Below are 21,088 nucleotides of genomic sequence, written 5' to 3' on the forward strand. Positions count from 1 at the left end.
TTCAGTTCTCTCCTATTCTTCTTTTTCTCTTACAGTTGGAAGTGAAATAATGGTATCTTCATATTTCCATCCAGGTTTTTCAACAACTACATCTTTCTTCTCATCGGCATAATGGAATGATTCCCCAATATAGGTGTATTCGGCCAGGTTTTCTGCCTCTGTAGAGAATTGCCTTCCGGTGGTATCAATCGGTTCGATTCCGCTGTCTTTAATGAAATTCAATAACTGCTTGAATACAATGGTTAAAGGAAGAAGCTGTGGTGGAATTTTAACTTTATTTTCTTTCAGGGCAGCAAGTCTTCTGTCAACCAGCTCAATACTGTCCAAAAGATGTCCGTAAGCATCAGAATTCATACTGGTATAGAAAGAAGCAATTGCTTTATTTTTGGCTTCTGCGGCAGTTTCATCAATGGTCTCATTTAGTTCATCCAGGGTAGCCTGTACCAGTTCCAATGAATTTTTACAGTTGTTGTACTTGAACATGAGCTGTTCATATTCATTACCGGATGCCATTCTCTCTGCTTTTGCAGATTCAGAGAGGATATTTTCGGTTTCTAATAACACATCTCTGGCAGATTTCCGTTTCCGTGTCAGGCCGTTTTCTTTTAAAAGCCTGTCTCGAAGATTTCTCAAAAGTTTATCACAGTAACGTGCTCCGAAAGTAAAAGCAATTGGCTGATAAGTATCGTTCTTCAAATCTGGATCAATAAGAATCATAAATATAACCATACATTTGCCAATAAAATAAATTCTGCCATTTTTTCGATCTCGCGGATTCAGGTTTTCTGTAAATTCGGAAAAATGGGAAATAGCTTCAGTATCTCCATCCAGCGCACTCTTTAATAATGTCACATCATTTTCAATAATATTAAGGACATACCGCCTCCTATCTTCGTTGTCAAGGTTACTGCTGTGCAGAACTGATCGGTAATCATCATAGGAAATTCCTGCTTCTTTGATAAAAGTTTTCTGAAGCTTGTCATAAGTTTCATGTGGATGCAGGCTCGGATAAAGCAGACTTCCATAAATGGCAATCCATTCATAAGTGGATTTATGCCGGCCTTTTCCATATTCTGGCATTTGTCCTTCTGCAATTTTGAGTTCTTCCTCCATTACGGATTGATAAATCAAATCATATTTCATTGTTTTGGTCCTCTTTAAATAATATTTTTCACTGTTAACAGTCTGTGTAACAGAGACATCCGGAAGCAGTCTGTCAGCAACGTAATTAAGTGATAACTTGCCTTTGATAGGATGAACGTGTAATAGATATAAGGAATCTGGCATAAGCTGCCTGATCAGTGTGAGTGTTTCGGGTATGGATGCATGAAGACTGTATGCATCAAACAGAATAGAAACACATCCCTGCCGGTTCTGTTCCTGTCCAATAATAATGCACGCTTTTTCCGGTATTGTTTCACTAATATGGATGTTGGGAGTGTACACCTGGTATCCCATGTCAGAAAGCGTATCTGCCACTCTCTGGCTTTTGGGATCCAAGTAAACTGGAATATCTGGAAATGTAGAATTCAGGAAATAAAACAGATCCAGATGCTTGGGAATGCTTCGTGAGACCAGGTAAACACTGTGATCCTGTTCCAGTTGCTTAGAAATCATATCTTTTAGTCTGGAATAAGGATCCTGCGTGGTAAAATTACCAGTTCCGGATAAAAGGTCATCCCAGACTTGCTTTTCCTGATAAGCGTTTGGGATATTCATAAGAACGGTATCTGGATGGATATCTTCTGGTAACCGCAGTCCGTTCACTCCAAACATCGAGGTGATACTGAAATCTCCGGTGTAAAGGATATTGTGGTGCAGGGTATTGATATGGATCATGACTGCTCCTGGCATATGCCCGGCCGGCAATAGAGTAAAAGTACATCCATGGATAAAAAATGGTTTTATAACAGATCTGGTATGAATCCTTTCCATAAGAATCTGTGCTTTCCGGTAACGCTCATTTCTGATAATGTCAGATTCCCCGCGTCCAGATATACGACCAAAATCAAGGAGTTGTGTGTAAATCAGTTTCTTAGTTGCTTCAGTTGCAATAATTTCAGCATCCGGTGCCAGAGAAGCGATTCTTGCCAGAGATCCGATATGGTCATAATGCGCATGACTGATCAAAATCAGATTAAGGTCTAAATAATCATTCAATTCATATAAGAGCCTTTCATAATCAGGATATAACTCTTCGCCTTTTAATCTGGCTCCACAATCAAAAAGGACATGTATACCTTCTAAGGAAAGATAGTATGCAGAACCACCTATCTCATTTCCACCACCCAGGGGAATTAAAAAGTCGCTCATAGTTCACCTTTCTTTTTTAACAAAACATTACAGAACAGCATATACTGTTCGATAATATTTGATTTTTTGTTGAAATATATCTGGAAACAATTTTGTTATGCAGATAATGAAATTGCAGAAAAATCGAACAGATCTCCAATAGAGAAATTATTTTGGGGTTGCAGTGCTTCAATAACATGTTGCAGTGCTTTTTGACATTTATTTTCATCGCGGACAATACCAAATAAGTCCGCTGTATTTCTTGCATCCACGAGTGCATCATGCTGACGTCCGCAAAAATCCTCTCCTGCATACATGACAGCATCTTTTAAGGAAATATTGTGCTCAAGTCCAAGTGTATGTCCATACTCTGCCTGGAAATCCAGCCAAGGCTCAATCATATACTTTTGGTTCTGGCTGGATAGCATAATTTTTTTCATTTGGATTTCTTTTGAAAATTGAGCAAAATCATTTTCACTCCACTGGATAATCTGAATTTCGTCAGGGATACTGTTACACCAGTTAAAAAACATATCCAATGCATCTTCAAAACAAGGAGCTGATTCAATCATCTCCGTTTTGATTCCCGTAAGTTTTTCATATCTTTTTTCAATACGGGAATTAAAACGAGGTTTCACAAGAGTTACAAAACTTCCAATTTCCTGGTATTTTTCATCCAGTAAAACAGCTCCAATCTCAATTACTTCGAGCTTACAATATTCTCGCTCTGCTGTATGTACAGTAGCGATAGGATTCATTTCAAGATCAATAACAACATATTTCATGGCAGTTTCCTCCTGAGTTTATTTGGGTACAGCTCTTATTTGAAGCTTTACCAATGCTTTGATGATGTAAGCATAACACGGCATTATCTGGACAGCAACGTCAATACAGTACGAAATGGTAAGCCTTAAACAGGTGTCAAAGGAGTACGAAAGGCCGCATTTTCAGAAGATTATATATATGATATAAAAATAATAGATACAAATTAATATGCACAAAAATGAGGAGGAAATTGAAATGCAAAAGAAAAGAAACATTATTAAACTGAATGATACTTATAATGAAGCAGATACCATAAAGTACATCAAATCCTATATGTTCATTAAAGGATTTGCCGTCGCAAAGAATCTGAAACAGACATTGATTGCACTGGCAGTTGCCCGTCATTTCCATGATGGACAGTATCGTAAAGATGGTATGCCTTATATTGTGCACCCACTGAAAGTCTGCACAACACTGATGAATTATGGCATAGATGATGATGTCACCCTTGCTGCTGCCCTTCTGCATGATCTTCTGGAGGATTGTAGCGATAAACTTCCATTAAAGGGACGAGAATTGATTACGGAATATCATCTTTCACAAGAGGTTCTGGATATTATTACTCTTCTTACCAAAGAATCAGGACTGGACGATTATGAATTAAGCGTATATTTTAAAAAGATTGAGAGAAATTGTCAGGCAGCTCTTATTAAGCTCAGTGACCGGTTGCATAATAGTACCAGCCTTTATACATTTACCTTTGACCGGATGAGAAAATACATAAAGGAAACAGATGATTTCCTTTTGCCGATGGCTTCTTACTGTAAAAACTATTATCCAGATTATACAAATTCATTCTCTATCTTAAAAAGCAACATCTATTCCCTGAATAACAGTATGAGAATTATGATGGAGAAGTTTGATCATCCAGAAAAATTTATGGCAGAAGGTGCTCAAATTAAAGAAGCACAGGAGGGGTAAGACTATGTACGAGCAAAAATGTCCAAATTGCGGTGCAAATAAAATCGTTTTCGAAAACGGACATTTTAAATGCGTGTTTTGTGATGCAGTCTTTACTGATAGCACAGCAGATAGGGCAGCTTTTCAATATGCCTCACAGATTTCCCAGGCAAATGAACATCTTAGAATAGGAAATCTGGATCGTGCATACGAAATCGCAATGAAAGCAAGTGATATGCATCCTGCTGATTCACAACCCTATTACATTATTTTATTTGCAATCACTTCAAATTTAACCGCATACAAGTTATCCGATGGAAAAAGAAAAGAAGCTGTTGATATATGGACTAAGTTGGAACAGTTAAATGCGATTGCACAGCCATTGGCTGTATATTCTCAGAACATGTCACAGAAAAAATTAAACGTCTTAAAGGAAAATATTATCCGGGATCTTTTATTTATGAGTTTAGGAATTGTCATGCTTATAGCTGCTTCTTTTCAGTATCCGGAATGGACGCAGTTTTTTATCATTCTTGATATCATTTATACTTGCTATTATTGCTGGATAAGTCATTTCTCTAATACATTGTCCATGTATCGGACAGAAAAACAACAATTTGATCAAGTGCACAATCCATTTTTATCACCATTATATGATGGAGTTTTAGAAACGTTAACAGATACTTTCTAAAAACAAAAACATATCCCCCGCCAGTTTTGTGGTGGGGGATATAAATTATTATAATATTGCACCGTAAGTTTTTAATGACTCAAGTTCTTTGTCTGTTAAATTTGAACTGCTATGTAAGTTTTGAATTACAGCTCCTTTCACTTTAAGGCCTGGAATAAATTCGATAGAGTACAGGCAATGTGGCGAAATGTTATACTGATCCCTTGAAGCATCCGACAAATCCCATATTTTTACAGATCTGTCATAAGCAGTTGTTAGTAGTTGCTTTTTATCTGGGCTAAATTCCATGCCTGCAATTGGCTGTTTATGTCCTTCTTGAGTTTTGTAGATGAAATGATAAAGTTTGTTTGCACTTTTACGAACTTGAAATCTCCATTCTCCTCTTATATTGTATTTGCATTTCCAATCCGTGATATTATCAGAATAACATAAATCAAAGGAATCCGTTGTATGTATATCACACATGCGGTATATTTTTATGTTTGGACCACACGTGGAAAAAGCAATATAATCTCCGTCATCAGAAACAGCCAGTTTTTTGGCATCAGCGTTGAAAGCCTTTAAAATAGCAAGACATTTACCTGTAAAAGTACTCCATATTTCTACCCGGCCTCCATGACGGGTAATAAATAAGTAGGTTCCATCTCTGTTATACGCAATGGAATCAACTTGTCTCATGCCTATACTCCATGGAAAGTCTTGAGATTTTTTATAGAGCTTATGCATAATATTTTTTCTATAAGGCTCATAATATGCGTGATTAATTCCTTTAAATTTTCCTGTGGCTGAATCAAAATATCCTATTGAATCAGCGTTTTGAAAACTTGCCAGAACGGTATCTCCATCAGGATAAGAAAAGGTGCCATTTCCCCGGAACGTATAATTTCTTGATGTCTGCACGGCTTTTCCCGGAGCGGTGGTTACTTCCACAACTGTATCGTCATAGTTCGGAGGGGTACCGCTTGTATCCGTATCGAGATACGCAAAAGCATCTGATTTATGAATGGAATTTACTTTATCTAATGTGATCAGCTTTTCTGACAGAATATTATAGATACATAAAATATTGCCAATATAAGAAATGGTTAAAAGCTTATCACCTTTGGGGCTAAACTTAAGTTCCCCGATATATTCATCCATCATTTTTACTGTTTTTTGATGAACAAAAGTATTGTTTTGATAGCGATACAGTGCAACAGATCCATTATCCAATACAACTGCAAGCTGTTTTGTTTCTGCATGATAAGATACTTTCCAAGTATATTTCCAGGTATAATTATCCGTAGTGCCGATTCTGTCAACATATTTTCCAGTCAATGGATCAAAAATCAACAGTTCTCTGCTATTTCCGGAGACAACAATATATTTACCATTTAAAATGTAGCATGCTGATAAAGTCGAGCTTATGTTTCCTTTATGTAACAAAGAGATGCACTTTTTAGTTTGGAGATTCCAGATCTTAACTTTACAGTCACTGGAACTTGTTATCGCATAGTGCGCATCATTGTAAATATACTCGGAAATACTGTTTATAGAATCATGATGCCCACTTAAAATCCAGCAATGCTTTTCAATATTTTTTGGAGAAGTCAGTATTGTTTCAAAGTCGCACAGGAATAGATTTCCATAATTGTCTCCCATTAATACATATTTTCCATTACATACAAATTGAATGCAGGTCATAGTTGGAATCTCATAATTTAAAATGTGCTTAATCTCCGTATCATGAATTAATGATGTGCTTCCAGTTACTTTATCAAATGCAAAGAGTTTTAACTGACACAAAGAATCAATTGTCAGTATATATTTTTCATCCGGGCTGAATGCAACATGATTGCTATAATCGTATCCAACAATTTTTTTTATGAATTTACAGGTATCCGTTGACCATAATTCTATATGGCATCGGGATGATAATGCAAATGGCTTAAATATAAAATATCTGCTGTCCGGAGAGAACATGTAGCTTCCAAATCTTGGAATTCCGTCTGTATAGGTACAGCGGTCTGCACGCGGCAATTTTCCAATTAAAGAGAAAAGTCCATCCGCTGCATTTATTAATTGGGCCTTTTTCATATGGAACAATAACAAAAGATATTTTCCATTAGGACTGAAGACTCCATAATACGCATTATATCTTTTTTTCATTTCATAAGTGTTGAGATCAAGAATTTCTACAAATGAAGTGGTTGAAACTGCGATATAATCCTGTGAAATCGAAATACCAATAATAGGATAGTCATATTTTTTTATATCCTTTATGCATTTTGTTGTTTTTAAATGCCATAATTTTAATTTCCCGTCATAGCCACCGGTGAAAACATACTTTCCTGATGGTGAAACGACAGCTTTTGTGATAACGTCATTATGCCCGCTTGGGAAAATATTTTCATGGTAAATCAACGAACCTGATAAATCTGCGTCATATAATTCCAGATTGTTAAGAGAACAGCCTCGCAGATCAAGATTCTTTAAGTTCATAGCTGCCAGGGTTTTTCTTGCTGTGTAGATAATTTTTAAAAGATTCCATACCCCATAATCAATATTGTTTTCTTCCGGAAAATAATTTTGGAATAATTTTAATGCATCCGTTATTAAAAAACGACTGTTTACGTTAAGAACAGAACTTTTTATTTCGTTTGTCTTACAACTCTCCCATTTTCCATCAACGTAAACAGGTACATTTTGATACTCGCCTAGTATTTCGCCAATAAAACGGACAATGTCTTCACTTAGTAATTCACTGGTTAAGCAGGTCAGACAATGTCTTCCAAGTTCGTTATCGCTACTGCTGGTTGCAATATACGTGGCCAGTTTCATGTTTGTAATAATTTTCATAGAAGCAAAAAAATCACGAATATGCTGATGAATAAAGCTGTAATGCTGATTATTCACACAAAGAATTCCGAAAGAATAAACACAGTAGTCGATTATCTCCTGTATATAACTTTTCCCATCTATATGCAGACTTACCAAGTAATCTGCATATGTTTTGACATTGATAGTTCCATCATTTCCTTTATGGTAATCCTTAAAAAGGGAAATGCCATATTTTCCGCATATATCTGTCAAGTCAGTTCCGGTTAAAATTGGATCAATAATAGATTTTATTGTCTGCTGGTCAATGGTAAATAAACCGTTTTTTTCCATATACCAGCCGATTTCAGGTAACAGGAAATCAAGGATGAACCACTGTGTTTTTTCATTAATTATATTTGAAGTATATGGCATGCCTGTTGCAGTACGATCTTTCTTGATTTCCTGTATTCGCTTTCTGGCAGTATACATAGTACTTCGTTCACTGAAGTAAGTATATAAAATTTCGCCAGGAGTGGATACTTCATTTACTGAATATAACTGGCAGTACAACTTTAAAAATAACGGCACTCGTAATGTATCCAACAGCCTGGAATTATTTTTTATATTCTCAACTGGAACATGATTTCGACCTAAATATGAGTAAATAGTATTATTATCTATTCCCGTCAGATAGTATTTTTCAAAAGAATTTTCCATTTCGTCCAGGTATTCGTCTGAACGGCTTGTGATAATAATTCTGATATTTTGATGAGCTAATAATTCCTGGATTTCAGCGGTAATCATTTCAACCGGACTTTCAGAAATATTTGCTGAGCCATTCATATAAACAGGTTTTCTGGAAACTTCATTTAGCCCGTCTAGTAACAACAGATATTCAATATTATCTGGAGTATTTTTTAAGATGGTATTTACCTGACATACAGCTTCTTCACTGCTATTCTGCATGATATGGAGCATTTCGGCATTATCTTCTAATATCAACTGCTTATTTGATAATGAACGAATAAGCATATATACATAGCAGTGTATAAAAGAGGAACGCATTGAGGTATATACTGGTCCATATTCCAGAGGAGCTTTTGAAAGTTCAATAAATAACGGGATGATTGTTTTTTTAGTATCCGATGGATGGTACTGCATGTTCTTATAAGCGTTCTCCATAATGGAATAAAGGGCTGTGGTTTTACCAATACCACCCTCTCCTATCAGATACATATTATGTATATGTTCGGTGTCTTCAATTATCTCAGACAAAGGTTTAACCTGTCCTTGTTTTTTAGAATGCACATATACATTGACAGGTAAATCAGTGCCACTGCCGCCCGAATGTACAGATGATGGCATGATTTGTCTGTCGATATTAAGAAATTCAAAACGGGATCCATGTTCGGAGCTTTTATCATACCAGAATTTGCCTGCGTACCACATAGTTTCTGGAATTGATAAATCGTGTACAGCGTGTCTGGATTGTATTTTTTTCCGTTTATAAGGACTACCTTTTTGACCGGATGAATAGGCTGTATTATTCGAAACTCCTTTTTTATGATTTTCTATTTGGAAATCTCCTTCATGGCTTTGCACAGTAGGAAAATCCGGAACATAGCCAGGATCTTTTTGCAGCAAATTCAGATCTCTCTTAAAAGCCGACGCATTTTGATAGCGGTCGCCTGGATCAAATTGACATGCTTTGTGTATGATGGCATTCAATCCTTGTGAGACAGATTTTCCGAGATCAGGAAGGTATTGATTATAAATTCGGTCATTATAACGTAATGCGACAGGTATAGTATCAGCCAGTTCATATAACACGAGTCCTAAAGAATAGATATCCACTCGATGATCGTATTTATCGGTAAAAATATCCAGCGCCTGTTCCGGAGCATAATAACTTTGTGTTCCGGAATGCAGATCCTGAGTGTTCTGGTTCTCAATAGCAATACCAAAGTCACCAACACAGTAATGCTTTTCGTACAAGAAGATATTGTCAGGCTTAATATCTCTATGAATGATTCCAGTTGAATGTAAATCTTCCAGTGCCAGGCAAATATCCAGACCAATTTTTATAATAAGACCCTCATCCTCTGGTAACTCCGTAGATGGAACATTGTTTTGACAAAGAAGATGTTTTTTCCTTAACACATATTTTGAGATGGTATTGCTTATGCATTTAGCTAAAGGCATTTTCAGTATGTAGTCTATTCCAACCCGATTGTATGCCGGACATTGCCAAATAAGTGTATCAAATCCGGACAGTGGAATCACATTACGACAATCCTGCGTTTTTAAACAGTTTTGTATCTCCTGTATAATTCGGTTTCCCTTACAAGTGTCATTCTTTAGAGCTTTAATTGCTTCATAAAATTTTAAATTAGGGTAAGCAATCGTAACATACGATATAATTTTTAAGGCAAGCATGTCTCCTGGAATCTCTGGATTGGGAATACAAAAAACAGTAGTTTTGTTTGATGAACCTGTGCCAATTTCTTCTATGTAGGAGGAAATATATTTTTCAGAAATTGCTTTTTTCTTTGCTTCCCGAATAGCATCCAGTTCATTTTTATCAAAATTGTTTGACGCGTAAAAATGGATAATATTATGTTTCATATGTATCTCTCCTATTTTTTATGTACATATAGGTTTTGAGCGTATTTATAAGTAGATTATTCCAATTTGCTGCCATACATTTCAAGTACTTTAAGTGAAAATTCATCAAAATCATGCGATGCAGAAGTTGCGGTAAAAATAGCATCTTTAACGTATAAATTGGGAAAAAATGGTATGGTGATATATTTTTTTGTCTGTATATTATAGACCGTTATGGATGTTTTGTTTTTTCGCAATAAATTTTTTTGTACATCTTTAACATCTTCAATATTATATGTAGGTTTTAAGTTTTTTATTTTTATTTGCTTCAAATTATGCAAATCTATAAGTGTCATAGAAGTATTTGCTTCTTTCTCAATAAAAGTATAAAATTTCTTATCAGTTTCAGAAAATACGTAAGAACCATCCGATAAAATTAGCTTTTCGCATTTTTTAGTGTCCATATTCCAAAGAGTAAAAATGGATCTTCTTGAATAGGTAAGCTTAAAATATATAATAAGCTTATTTGAATCAGGAAGGTATCTTAAATCTACAACAAAAAAATAAGTTACATTTTCAACAATAAATCCCTTATCCCGTAACATTTCTATTATAATATCTTCTGTAATGATATTGACTATTTCAAAAGTATAAATATATTTATCTGAAACAGTGGTTATATCTAATGTCCATTCTGTAAGAATTGTATGATCCGTTATCCTCTCCTCTCTAAATTTGGTATAGTTGTGTCCAATGATAATTCGTGTTTCTGAATCATTAAATGCAAAGAAATCACCGTTAAAAGATCGTATATATTCGAAACTGTGTATATCATATAATTCAAAATCTCCTGTATAATTTTGTGCAATTAGAAATTTCTGCTTTGGACTTATGAAAAATCGCTGTTTCCTCAAATTCGTATTTTCATATAAAAGCTTCCAGCTGTTGAGTTCAAAAACACGAAAATATCCATTTAAAAAAGCAATGTATAATTTTTGTGAAGTACATAAAACAGACTGAATTGCTTCGTCAAAATGTAGTTCATGCATTAGATATAAATTTGTAGAATTCCATATTTGTATGTATGCTCTGGAGTATATAATCAAATATGCTTTATTCGATGAATATCTTGCTTTTCTTATATTTGAGATTCCATATTGCTCTTTATTAAACAAAAATGCTCCACTATTTTCATTTAATTTATCTGTTAGTTGAAACCCGGAAGAAGAATCAAAGAGTATTGAATTTTCTAAGCAATCACAAATTTTGCTATAAATTGTATCTTTCATTTGGAATACATCTGTATTTTGGGTAAATGACCATACAATAATATTTTGCTCCTTATCGTCACTAAAATAATAAGGATTAGCACCATTCCTACCAGTTTCATATTTTAGTAACATACATGTTTCTGAATTAAAATTTATAAATTTACAAGACGTTGGATTTAATTTACCAGTCTTCCTGTCCCATGTACGAGTTCTGAAAATCATTCTCTTCTGAATGTCCAGAATATATATATTAAAATCCATAAATACTGCAAGAAATCGCCCTGACGGACAAATACATAAACGTTTTGAAAAATATTTTTTTTCTGGAAGTGAAATTTTAAATTCCTCTTCTAGTGTATCTGCACTATAAAATACAATATTGTCGTTATATGGAAATGCTGCAACAATATACTGCTTCAGCGGATCTGCCAATATTTGTGGACTCAAATCCAAACTAACAGTGGATAGGAATTGTTTTTTTAGCGAATATACTAATATTCGTAAAGCTTGATTCAAATTTGTTCTGAAGGAATGAATATACCTTTTGTTATTTTCATCTTTCTGAATCGGATCCAATAAAATTGTATTGAAAATATCGCCAATAATCAAATATTTATCATCTGGGCTTATTTCCACAAAGTTAAAATGTTCCCCTTTCTCGACACTCATACCTACTTCGCTATTATGAGTTGTATACAGAATTTTTTTCTGTTTAATGCATTTCATACTTCCGGAATCATAGACATAAATCGTGTAATTTCTGGTAACTCCCTCTATGAAATAGATGACAAAAAATAATTTACCAGAAACACTGTATTTTGCTGCCATCGGACGCATGATAGCTTCTCTTGAAAAGATGTTTTCTTCAGCTAAAGCATGAGTGTTCCATGTCCGTAATGTATCATCATATTCAATTGAGAAAATATGTTTTCCATCGGGAGAAAAACCGGCATTACGAATACTGCTATTATGACCTTTAAAAAATAAAGTATTTTTTGATAATTTAGCTTCAGCAAAAGAGGATCTTTCAAGATTAATTCCATATAACTGGCATTTTCTTAAATCGAGATTAGAAAAATTCATATCTGCTAAATTACCTTTTACTTTATATAGGATTTCTATTATATTTTTCACCCCAATACCACTGCTTGTATCAAAAACGTTTCGATAAATATTCAAAGCATTACTGTAAAAATCAGATTTGCTTTTAGAACTAAGAGGTATAGATAAATCACTCAAGAACTGTGAAACGGATGCGCTTAACATATTATTATTTAATTCAGATAAACGATGAATAGCAGTGATTTTATCTGTATGCAATATGGAATTTGCGAATTTGATATCCGTAATGATCTTCAGAGCAGCGAAAAAATCCCTAATATGCTGATGAATAAAACCATAATTTTGATTATTCACATAAAGAATCCCAAAAGAATATACACAATAATCAACAATTGTCTGTATGTAGCTTTGTCTGCTGAGATTCAAATGAAGTAATTGGTCAGCATATGTTCGAGTATTTACGCTGCCATCTTTCCCATTATGATAGTCGCAAAACATTGCTTTGCCATATTTTCCACAAATATCAGTCTCGCTAGTTCCTTTTAAAACAGAATCTACAACTTGCTTTATTGTTTCCAGATTAACGGTATATAAATCTTTTTTTTCCATGTACCAGCCAAGTTCAGGCAGCAGGAAATCAAGGATAAACCATTGCAATTTTTCATCAATACGATTCGAAGCAGGATTTTCTCCTGACATTCTGTGATCGGCTTTAATTTCGCTAATTCTGTTTCTGATAGTGTATTTGGCGCTACGTTCGCTGAAAAAAGCATACAAAATTTCTCCTGGAGTAGATACTTCAGAAGTCGAATATAACTGGCTGTAAAGTTTTAAAAATAATGGTATTCTTAAAGTTTCTATAAGTCGTTTATTTTCCTTGACTCTTTTGTAAGAGATTTCATGCTGTGTCAAATATTTTTTTATGGCCCTCTTACTGACACCAGTCAGATACAGTCGATCAAAAATATTTTTCGAATCGCCTAATGTTTCATCTGCACGGCTGGTAATTATTACAGAAACGTTCGAATGTTTCAAAAGTTCATGGATTTCGCTAACAATAAATTCCAATGGACTTCCCATATAATCGTTACCAGGGATAGAAAGTTGTTTCCTTGCTACTTCATTTAGACCATCCAATAATAATAAGTATTGAACATTATTTGGGCTCTTACGCAAAAGCGCATCAATTTTTTGAACAGAGAAAATCATATCCATTTGCATAATCCGCGTCATTTCCACAGCACTTTCTGAAATAAGGTGCTGAGAATGGAAGGAATTAATCAACATAAACAGGTACCTTCTGATAAAAGTAGAGTGTGAAGATTCATAGACACTGCAATACTCCGCCGGGGCTTTGGATAATTCTATAAACAAAGGGATAATTTGTTTCTCGTTTTCGGATTTCGAAGGAAGCTTCTCCCGATAAGCATCCTTCATAATGGAATACAACGCTGTGGTTTTTCCGATACCACCCTCTCCAATCAAATACATATTGTGGAGTTTTTCGATGTTAGAAATGATTTCGGACAGTGGTTTTTGATTCTTAACAGTCTCCTGATCAGTAACTACATTAACCGGAAGATCTATCACATGATTTGACGTGACGGATAAAGGCATAATTCGCCTATCAATATCAAATCCAGAAAAGCGATTTCCCCGTTTGCAGCTCTCATCATACCAGAATTTTCCGGCATTCCAAACTGTTTCTGGAGAGATGATGAAATCTTCCAATTTTTTCCTAGCTTGTTTTCTTCCATAAGGATTTCTTTTCTGACTAGATGAATATGCAGTATTGCTTGGGGTTCCCGCACTTTTATTTTTGGATGTGGCATATTCATGGGATTCTTCGGGGGCCTGATAAACTGGAATATAGTCATGCTTATTTTGCAGTAAATGCAAATCAGCCCAAAAAGCTTCTGCATTTTGATAGCGGTTGTCTGGATCAAATTGACATGCTTTATGTAGGATTTTATTTAATCCTTTTGATACCGAGGACAAATCTGGCAGAGATTGTCCTTTCATTCTGTCACGGTAATGCATAGAAACAGACATAGTATCTGCCAGTTCATATAAAACAAGTCCAAGAGAATAGATATCCATCCGATGATCGTATTTATCTGAAAACATATCTCCTGCCTGTTCTGGGGCCCAATAGTCTTGTGTTCCTACCCGAAAATCCTGTGAGCTTGGATTTTCAACAGCAATTCCGAAATCGCCAAGGCAGTAATGTTCCTTATACAGGAAAATATTACCAGGTTTAATGTCACGGTGAATAATTCCATGTGCATGTAAATCTTGTAATGCAATGCATAAATCAATCCCAATTTCTAGAATTGTTTTTTCAGTTTCTGGTTTTTCTTCGGTTAGCAAAGCATTGGTACCAGTATTATGTCTGACAACATATTTGGAAATTGTATCATTTATACATGCTGCCAAAGGCATTTTTAATGCATAATCTATACCTATTCTGTTGTATTTTGGACACTTCCATATAATAGTATCATGACCAGATAATGGGATTACATTTCGGCAATCTTTTGTTTTTAAGCTGTTTATGATTTCGTCGATGACTCTGTTGCTCTTAGGAGTATTATTTACAAGATCTCGAACTGCTTCATCGGCTTCATATTCCGGAGGATAAGTTGTTGTGATATAAGAAACAAGTTTTAAAGCAAGTTTCTCTCCAGAAATATCTGGATTTGGAATACAAAAAACAGAAGTATTGTTTGCAGAACCATTTCCTATTTCTTTCACTTGACAGGATGCATTTTTCAGTGATATTGCTTCCACTTTTGCATTCCGTATACACTCTTGCAAGTCTTCATCCATTGCAAAATCATCTAAAGAATATAAAATAAGCTTATCATGTTCTATAACTGATACATTGTTTATCATAATCCATCTCACTTTCTGAAGAAAATGCAATTTCTTATTTGAAAATTCCAACTTGGACAACAGACATGTCATCCTGAGAATTTTGATTAAGCGCAGCGTTTATTAAAAGTTCACAAGCATTCTTTTTTTCTTTTATTAATAAAGATTGTAATTCACATTCTTCAAGGCAGGTGTAGATACCATCTGTTAACAGCACTATCCGATCATTATCCAGTATTTTAATCCAGGAAGATTCTAAAGGTCTGAAGTTATAGCCGTATGCGTCACGCCCGATGTATCCGGTAAGGCGTTTTTGATCATAGATATACTGAGCGTCAGATTTTGTATAAAGCCCCTGTTTAATTGATGATTCAGCCACCGATTGGTCCTGAGTGATTTGTAAAAGACGATTATTTCTGAACAAATACCCCCTGGAATCGCCAGCCCAGAAAAATTTAATCGCAGCACTTTTTCGATCCAGTATGCAAGTTACACCTGTAGTTCCAAGTATTCCTAATGGACTTCGAATAATGCGGTTGTTTGTAGATTGAAAAGCATTTTTAACAATACATACTACCTCTTCCGACGGCAGGGTATTGGACAATTTCATGTGCGCAGAGAAAAATTCTTCTGCAGCGTAAAGAGAAGCATACTCTCCTGCTTCGCCGCCACCCATGCCATCAAATACAGAAAAAAGGACATAGCGGCAGGCAGCAGTATTTTCTAAAACAAAAGAATCATTATTTTTCTTACAATTTTTCTTATAATAAGAACCAATCTGCAAATTGTCCTCGTTATTGGCGCGTCCTGCACCAATGTGTGTGTTGCCAGATGCAGAAAAATTGAGTTTATATCTTTCCATACAAAAGAATATCTCCTCCTATTACAAACATGTACTCTTCCCGGTACAGGAACCGGTAAGTCTTAGTTGGATCCAACCGTATATTTTCAGTAAGAGTTTTTATGTTATTATCATCATCAATGATGAAAAAAAATGGAGTGGCTTCTTCTGATACCTGCAGAAAATAATGCTCATCTATAAAAGAAAGATTCAATAACCTTTCAGGTGTATGCTCCAGTACAATCGTGTCTGTATCTTCAAATTGAAAAATCTCTTCATGCGGTTCATTACCAATGATTACATCAGTACCATCCAATTGATGAAAATTCCAATTCTTATTTTCAACCAGAAACATAAAAGCGATAGGAGATCCATCCTGATGCATAAAGGTAAAAACATTATAAATACTTCCAGAATTAGAAATTGGAAAGGTTTCATCGGAAAAACCGTAATTATTAAATCTGGTCGGAAAATGATTTGAAGATTCTGTATAATATAAATGACCGTATTTACTTTGGATATATCCCTGTTTTCTTCCGATAGAGATTAATTCTGGACTGAAATGAACATCTGGTTGAATTCCTGTCTCAGTATCAATACGTCCAACGGAATGGAGTTTTCCATCAAGGAATTTTGATGTGTCCAGATAACGGATTGTATAATTGTCAAAAATCAAAAGATAGCTCATATTATAATTCTCCTCTTTTTATATCTGCGGCAGCGCAGGAAATAAGATATTCGAAAAGCACTTTTTCAGGAAACCAGTCTATAAGACTGACTTGCTTTTTTTTATCTACATGCATATATGGCTCCAGTTTTGAGTACATGTTTTTTATCCACTGGAATGTGCGTAAGGAAACCAGTGCATTGATAGCGGGTGCATTACAGCTGTAGAAACCTTCTACCTCTGCTTTTTGTTCTGGATCATAGTTAGAACGGTTTTTATATTCTATATAAATATCATCATATATACTAAATTGAGATTTCACTTTATCTGGTGTAACTTTATAGTATTCAATTAAATCTTCATCATATAAATCATCTACAATTTTTTCATAAGAAACTTTCTTTGCACGGTTTCGTACAAGTGCATTGATAACAATACTTTCTGTATAGTCTCTTCCATATAAAGGTGGTTCTTTACACATGCTAAGTAATTCATTGATACCTTTACAGCTTTTGTTAAGGATCAGACCAAGTACAATAATATCTCTTCGTTGAAAACAACGTTCTAAATGTCCTGTTTCATTTTTTTCATTTTTCTTCTTTTCAGTTTTTTTTCCGGTAGAATCATTTGTACGGAAATTCCTGTTCGGTTTTTCAGGACTATATGCTGCATACAGAGTGTTTTTCAAACTTTCTTTCCATCTGCGGTCGGATTGAATGGGCTGTTTATTTTTTTTCAAAGATATATTTAATCTACTGGTAGTTAAGGCTCTGATAGAAGCTGGGCCTTCACCAGAAGAATCTTCTCCGTAGTATTGTTCAGGTCCTTTTTGAACATCATATTTTTTTGTAAATTCAGTAGAAATTTCTCCATATAAAGCACGGTAATCGTGAATAAGTAAACGAACATGGCTTTCAAATTCCGTTTTAAGGTCTTCAATATTTCCCTGTGATTTGTGGAAAATCCAATCCTCCCAATATTTAGTACTTGAATTTAAGTTATCACAGGATAAGGATTTTTCTAAATACTCATGTAAATTTTTATCACAGTAGGATATTAAATCCTGAGCTTCGGCAAAAGAATATCTTTCATGACGGAGCATATAGATATAAATGAGATCTCGTATGGATGATTTTGTATTTTTAGAGTTTCCAGTGCCTTTAATGTATAATTCGTGCATTCCTGCACATTCTAATAACTTGTTTGTTTCCTCGATATTATATTTGGCCCAAAATGCTAATTTCAAGACATATTCTCTGTCCTGCGGACTGGTAGTTCCATTTATCCAGCTCTTGATGGTATTAATTGTAAAATCATTGTTTCCTAATCGTGCCAGGGCATTAGCATTAACTGAAAACTTAGATAAACTTTTATTTTTGAAATACTGTTCGTAAACAGTCTTTTCACTTGAAGATAAACTGGTACCAAACTCTTGGTCAACCATCTGTTTTATCTGAGCCGGGTCAGTAAGTGTACATATATCTGTAATAATACCTTTTTTTATAGTTTTAAATGGTACTGAAAGATCTTCGTTCATAAGTTCTTTCATTTTTTCAGACCATCTTTGAGAAATGGTTTTGCAATAAGGAAAAATCAAATTAATAAAATCAACAGGTTCCTCACAGCGTTCTACGTTAACTGTGTTACAGTTAGCCGTCTGACTCATATCCATATCTTCCACATATTTTTCCATAGAATTGCCTCCATCTTCCGAATTTATGATACTAATTATACCAGAAATAAGCATGCTTTCAACGTCAATAGGCTGAGAAATGCTCTCTTTACAACTTTTTTATTTTATGCTTCAATACTGCAAAAGGAGGAATGTCAAAATGATTGAGAAACTTTTAAAAGCAGTTAGCCTTAATGATGGCGAAGAGGTGGAATTATCTCTTAAAGAAGAGATTATTTGTACAATCATCAGTTTTTTGATAATTGGCCTGCTGTTATATTTTGCAGCTACTTCATCAGAATCCTTAAGTGCTAATAATGAAAAGACGGCAGAAGACTCTACATATACAGAAAGTACCCTTCCACACGCCTGGGGTATCATCAGATATGGAGATACAGGTGCGTATCTGGAAAAAGATGGAAAACTTATATCCGGCTATTATAAAGTGATTGAGGAAGATTATGACTATGACACACTTCGTGTAATAGGGATGAACGGTTTATACGGCTTTATTTCTAAATATACCGGTACGGAGCAGATTAAACCATGTTTTAAGGAAGCTTCTCAGATGAACTATAACTCTGCTTGTGTAAGTGCAGATGGAAAAAACTATTATTTTATTGATGAAAATGGAAACAAGATGACTGGTGACTATGAAGAAGCTTATCCCTGGGAATGTCAGGGACAGTATGCCAGAGTTAAAACAGCGGATGGTTGGGCCATCATCAATAGAAAAGGAAAGACTCTTTTTGATAAATGTACTATGATTAATCCATTACCGGATGTAACAACAACAATAGGGACGGCATTCCGTAATGATAAAGGTTTATTATTTTGTATTGATATAGATAAAAATCCGACCGAAATATCAGTTATAGCAGAAATTCCAAATATTTTTGATATTTCGGAACTGCATTATGATAATTTTGCAGTAATACAAGGAGAAAAAGGATACGGTGTAGTCTCGGCAACAGGAAATATCATTATTGATCCGGTATACAAAAAAGTTGACTGGGAGGCATTTCCGTTTGAAGATGACAGGTATGGACGTAAAATGATTTTCAAGTGTCAAGCAGATGATGGACATTATGAAGTTATAAAATGGGATCCACGAGAAAATTGAATATAAAAGAGACAGGCAGTCCAAAAGGGCTGCCTGTTGTATTAGTGGGAGTTTAGATCAACGTCCGAATTGTATACTACTGCTCCATCAAGCCAACGATTTGGCTGGGAGAAGGTTCCTGGTTCTGTGTTTTTCATCACATCTTCATAAACCCACAGTTTACTGTCAAGCTCATCAAGAATGTGAAGTACATAGGCTTCCCTGGTAGCAGGTGATTTAACTGCACCATATTCCATTTTTCCATGATGAGATAAGATCATATGTATGAGCAGTTGGATATTTTGGGAAGTTTCATTTACCATACAGGCTCTGCAGGCCTCTTTTACCATAATGGCACCCAGGTATAAATGCCCGTACAAATTTCCCTCAACTGTATCTGAAATTTCATTTAACTCGTCATTCAGTGCAGCTTTTGCTTCTTTCAATTTTTCCTGCTCTTTTATTTTTTTCTTTTCCGCTTCCAGTTTCTCTTTCTTCTGGACAAATGCCGCATACACTTCTTCAGGAAGATAATCCTGCCGTAGTGAATTCATAGCTTTGTAGCTTCTTGCTTCCAAAAACTGATACCACTGTTCACTAAGCTCGGCTCCAAGAATTTTACGGGTTTCCGTTGAGGAAATAATTCCCGCCATGAAATCATCCAGATCACAAATATCAGGAATACGTGTTATAAGCTCACACATCAGTCCTAAAAGCATTTCCTGCTCTTCTTCTGAAAATACGGATAAATAATTTACTGTCTGTTTTTTATAATATGCAAGGCCAATAACCCAGCTGTCTTTAAATGAATTTTCCAGGAAATTGGCTTCATTGTCTGTAAAAATCCAGTTTCTGCTCTCACAGAAAGTCTTCAGGAAAGTAAGTAAATAAGGTTTGTCCATCTTTTTCAGGTATTCTTTGGAATATTTCTTATTAATTCTCATAAATTCCGAGAAGTCCAGATATCCCGACTCAAATAAAAGATGTATTTGATCAGTGGTAAAATAAGATACCTGCTGGTACAGAAATTCTTTTACATCCTGATTAAAAATCTCTTCTAAGATGGGAGCCTTTTCTTCCAGCTTCTTCTGGTCCGCAATATATGCCCGAAGTATATGTGCATAACTAAATGCCAGGACCTGGTATAACAGGATCAGATTCTGTTCTTTTACTGCTTTTTCCTTTGCCCGTTTCAGGAAATCTTCCAGCTGGGATCCAATAAAAGTCCCGTCTGTATGATATTTTCCTATTCTGGAAAGACCTTTCATAACAGAGATGTAATCACTGATAGATGTAAATCCCTGCTCTTCCATTCTTTCCAGAAGTTCTCCAGGATACCGGAAATATTGTTTGATATCCTGATAATCTCCATATTCGCAGTTCATACCGGCAGCTGTCTTAGCAAGGCCGATAATCCCTTTGTAAAGTTTTGTGTCTTCTTTTTTGTTTTTCATGATGTATTTTCTCCTTTCATCAAAAAATTTCTTC

Annotated in this window: 11 protein-coding genes; 3 read left to right on the forward strand and 8 right to left on the reverse strand. The window is 35.0% G+C overall.

Features of this window, described 5'->3' with window-relative positions; genetic code table 11:
• Positions 1–12: 12 nt before the first annotated feature.
• Both grpE and DWW77_RS02810 read right to left on the reverse strand, forming a co-directional pair.
• A complete protein-coding gene (gene grpE / locus DWW77_RS02805; protein ID WP_118608002.1) occupies positions 13–2,313 on the reverse strand; it encodes a nucleotide exchange factor GrpE in 2,301 nt (766 codons plus the stop codon).
• A 95-nt stretch (positions 2,314–2,408) separates the two neighbouring features.
• The gene (locus DWW77_RS02810; RefSeq protein ID WP_118608003.1) at positions 2,409–3,077 is read right to left on the reverse strand and encodes a 3'-5' exonuclease; all 669 of its coding nucleotides are present in this window, start codon (positions 3,075–3,077) and stop codon (positions 2,409–2,411) included.
• Between the two features lie 235 nt (positions 3,078–3,312).
• On the opposite strand from DWW77_RS02810, the gene DWW77_RS02815 reads away from it, so the two are divergent.
• Both DWW77_RS02815 and DWW77_RS02820 read left to right on the forward strand, forming a co-directional pair.
• Positions 3,313–4,038, forward strand: a complete 726-nt coding sequence (locus tag DWW77_RS02815) for an HD domain-containing protein (RefSeq protein WP_286187981.1) — start codon at positions 3,313–3,315, stop codon at positions 4,036–4,038.
• A 4-nt stretch (positions 4,039–4,042) separates the two neighbouring features.
• A complete protein-coding gene (locus DWW77_RS02820) occupies positions 4,043–4,708 on the forward strand; it encodes a hypothetical protein (protein ID WP_118608005.1) in 666 nt (221 codons plus the stop codon).
• 48 nt (positions 4,709–4,756) lie between these two features.
• Here DWW77_RS02820 and DWW77_RS02825 read toward each other — a convergent pair whose 3' ends face one another.
• The 5 genes from DWW77_RS02825 to DWW77_RS02845 are packed head-to-tail and all read right to left on the reverse strand — an operon-like array spanning position 4,757 to position 18,519.
• Positions 4,757–10,132 (reverse strand): protein kinase domain-containing protein, encoded by a 5,376-nt coding sequence (locus DWW77_RS02825; RefSeq protein ID WP_118608006.1) that lies wholly within the window; start codon positions 10,130–10,132, stop codon positions 4,757–4,759.
• Between the two features lie 56 nt (positions 10,133–10,188).
• Positions 10,189–15,339, reverse strand: coding sequence for a protein kinase domain-containing protein (locus DWW77_RS02830; RefSeq protein ID WP_182431181.1), 5,151 nt, complete (start codon positions 15,337–15,339; stop codon positions 10,189–10,191).
• Positions 15,340–15,373: 34 nt separating this feature from the next.
• On the reverse strand, positions 15,374–16,180 hold the full coding sequence (locus DWW77_RS02835) for a PP2C family protein-serine/threonine phosphatase (RefSeq protein ID WP_118608008.1): 807 nt from the start codon (positions 16,178–16,180) through the stop codon (positions 15,374–15,376).
• Positions 16,167–16,847, reverse strand: a complete 681-nt coding sequence (locus tag DWW77_RS02840; RefSeq protein WP_118608009.1) for a hypothetical protein — start codon at positions 16,845–16,847, stop codon at positions 16,167–16,169. The genes DWW77_RS02835 and DWW77_RS02840 overlap by 14 nt, the downstream gene beginning before the upstream one ends.
• 1 nt (position 16,848) lies before the next feature.
• Entirely contained in the window at positions 16,849–18,519 is a 1,671-nt protein-coding gene (locus tag DWW77_RS02845; RefSeq protein WP_118608010.1) for a hypothetical protein, read from the reverse strand.
• 139 nt (positions 18,520–18,658) lie between these two features.
• Between DWW77_RS02845 and DWW77_RS02850 the strand changes: the two genes are divergently transcribed.
• Positions 18,659–19,621 (forward strand): WG repeat-containing protein, encoded by a 963-nt coding sequence (locus tag DWW77_RS02850; RefSeq protein WP_182431182.1) that lies wholly within the window; start codon positions 18,659–18,661, stop codon positions 19,619–19,621.
• Positions 19,622–19,662: 41 nt separating this feature from the next.
• Here the strand turns inward: DWW77_RS02850 and DWW77_RS02855 are convergent, their stop codons facing one another.
• On the reverse strand, positions 19,663–21,054 hold the full coding sequence (locus DWW77_RS02855; protein ID WP_118608012.1) for a hypothetical protein: 1,392 nt from the start codon (positions 21,052–21,054) through the stop codon (positions 19,663–19,665).
• Between the last annotated feature and the right edge of the window lie 34 nt (positions 21,055–21,088).

Origin of the sequence: Ruminococcus sp. AF17-12, assembly GCF_003479245.1 — a bacterium.
Lineage (GTDB): Bacteria > Bacillota > Clostridia > Lachnospirales > Lachnospiraceae > Blautia_A > Blautia_A fusiformis.

Coding starts and splice junctions, on each gene's coding strand:
- DWW77_RS02810 (WP_118608003.1), bottom strand. CDS start 3,077: ATGAAATATGTTGTTATTGATCTTGAAATGAATCCTATCGCTACTGTA.
- DWW77_RS02845 (WP_118608010.1), bottom strand. CDS start 18,519: ATGGAAAAATATGTGGAAGATATGGATATGAGTCAGACGGCTAACTGT.
- DWW77_RS02830 (WP_182431181.1), bottom strand. CDS start 15,339: ATGATAAACAATGTATCAGTTATAGAACATGATAAGCTTATTTTATAT.
- DWW77_RS02835 (WP_118608008.1), bottom strand. CDS start 16,180: ATGGAAAGATATAAACTCAATTTTTCTGCATCTGGCAACACACACATT.
- DWW77_RS02825 (WP_118608006.1), bottom strand. CDS start 10,132: ATGAAACATAATATTATCCATTTTTACGCGTCAAACAATTTTGATAAA.
- DWW77_RS02855 (WP_118608012.1), bottom strand. CDS start 21,054: ATGAAAAACAAAAAAGAAGACACAAAACTTTACAAAGGGATTATCGGC.
- DWW77_RS02850 (WP_182431182.1), top strand. CDS start 18,659: ATGATTGAGAAACTTTTAAAAGCAGTTAGCCTTAATGATGGCGAAGAG.
- grpE (WP_118608002.1), bottom strand. CDS start 2,313: ATGAGCGACTTTTTAATTCCCCTGGGTGGTGGAAATGAGATAGGTGGT.
- DWW77_RS02815 (WP_286187981.1), top strand. CDS start 3,313: ATGCAAAAGAAAAGAAACATTATTAAACTGAATGATACTTATAATGAA.
- DWW77_RS02840 (WP_118608009.1), bottom strand. CDS start 16,847: ATGAGCTATCTTTTGATTTTTGACAATTATACAATCCGTTATCTGGAC.
- DWW77_RS02820 (WP_118608005.1), top strand. CDS start 4,043: ATGTACGAGCAAAAATGTCCAAATTGCGGTGCAAATAAAATCGTTTTC.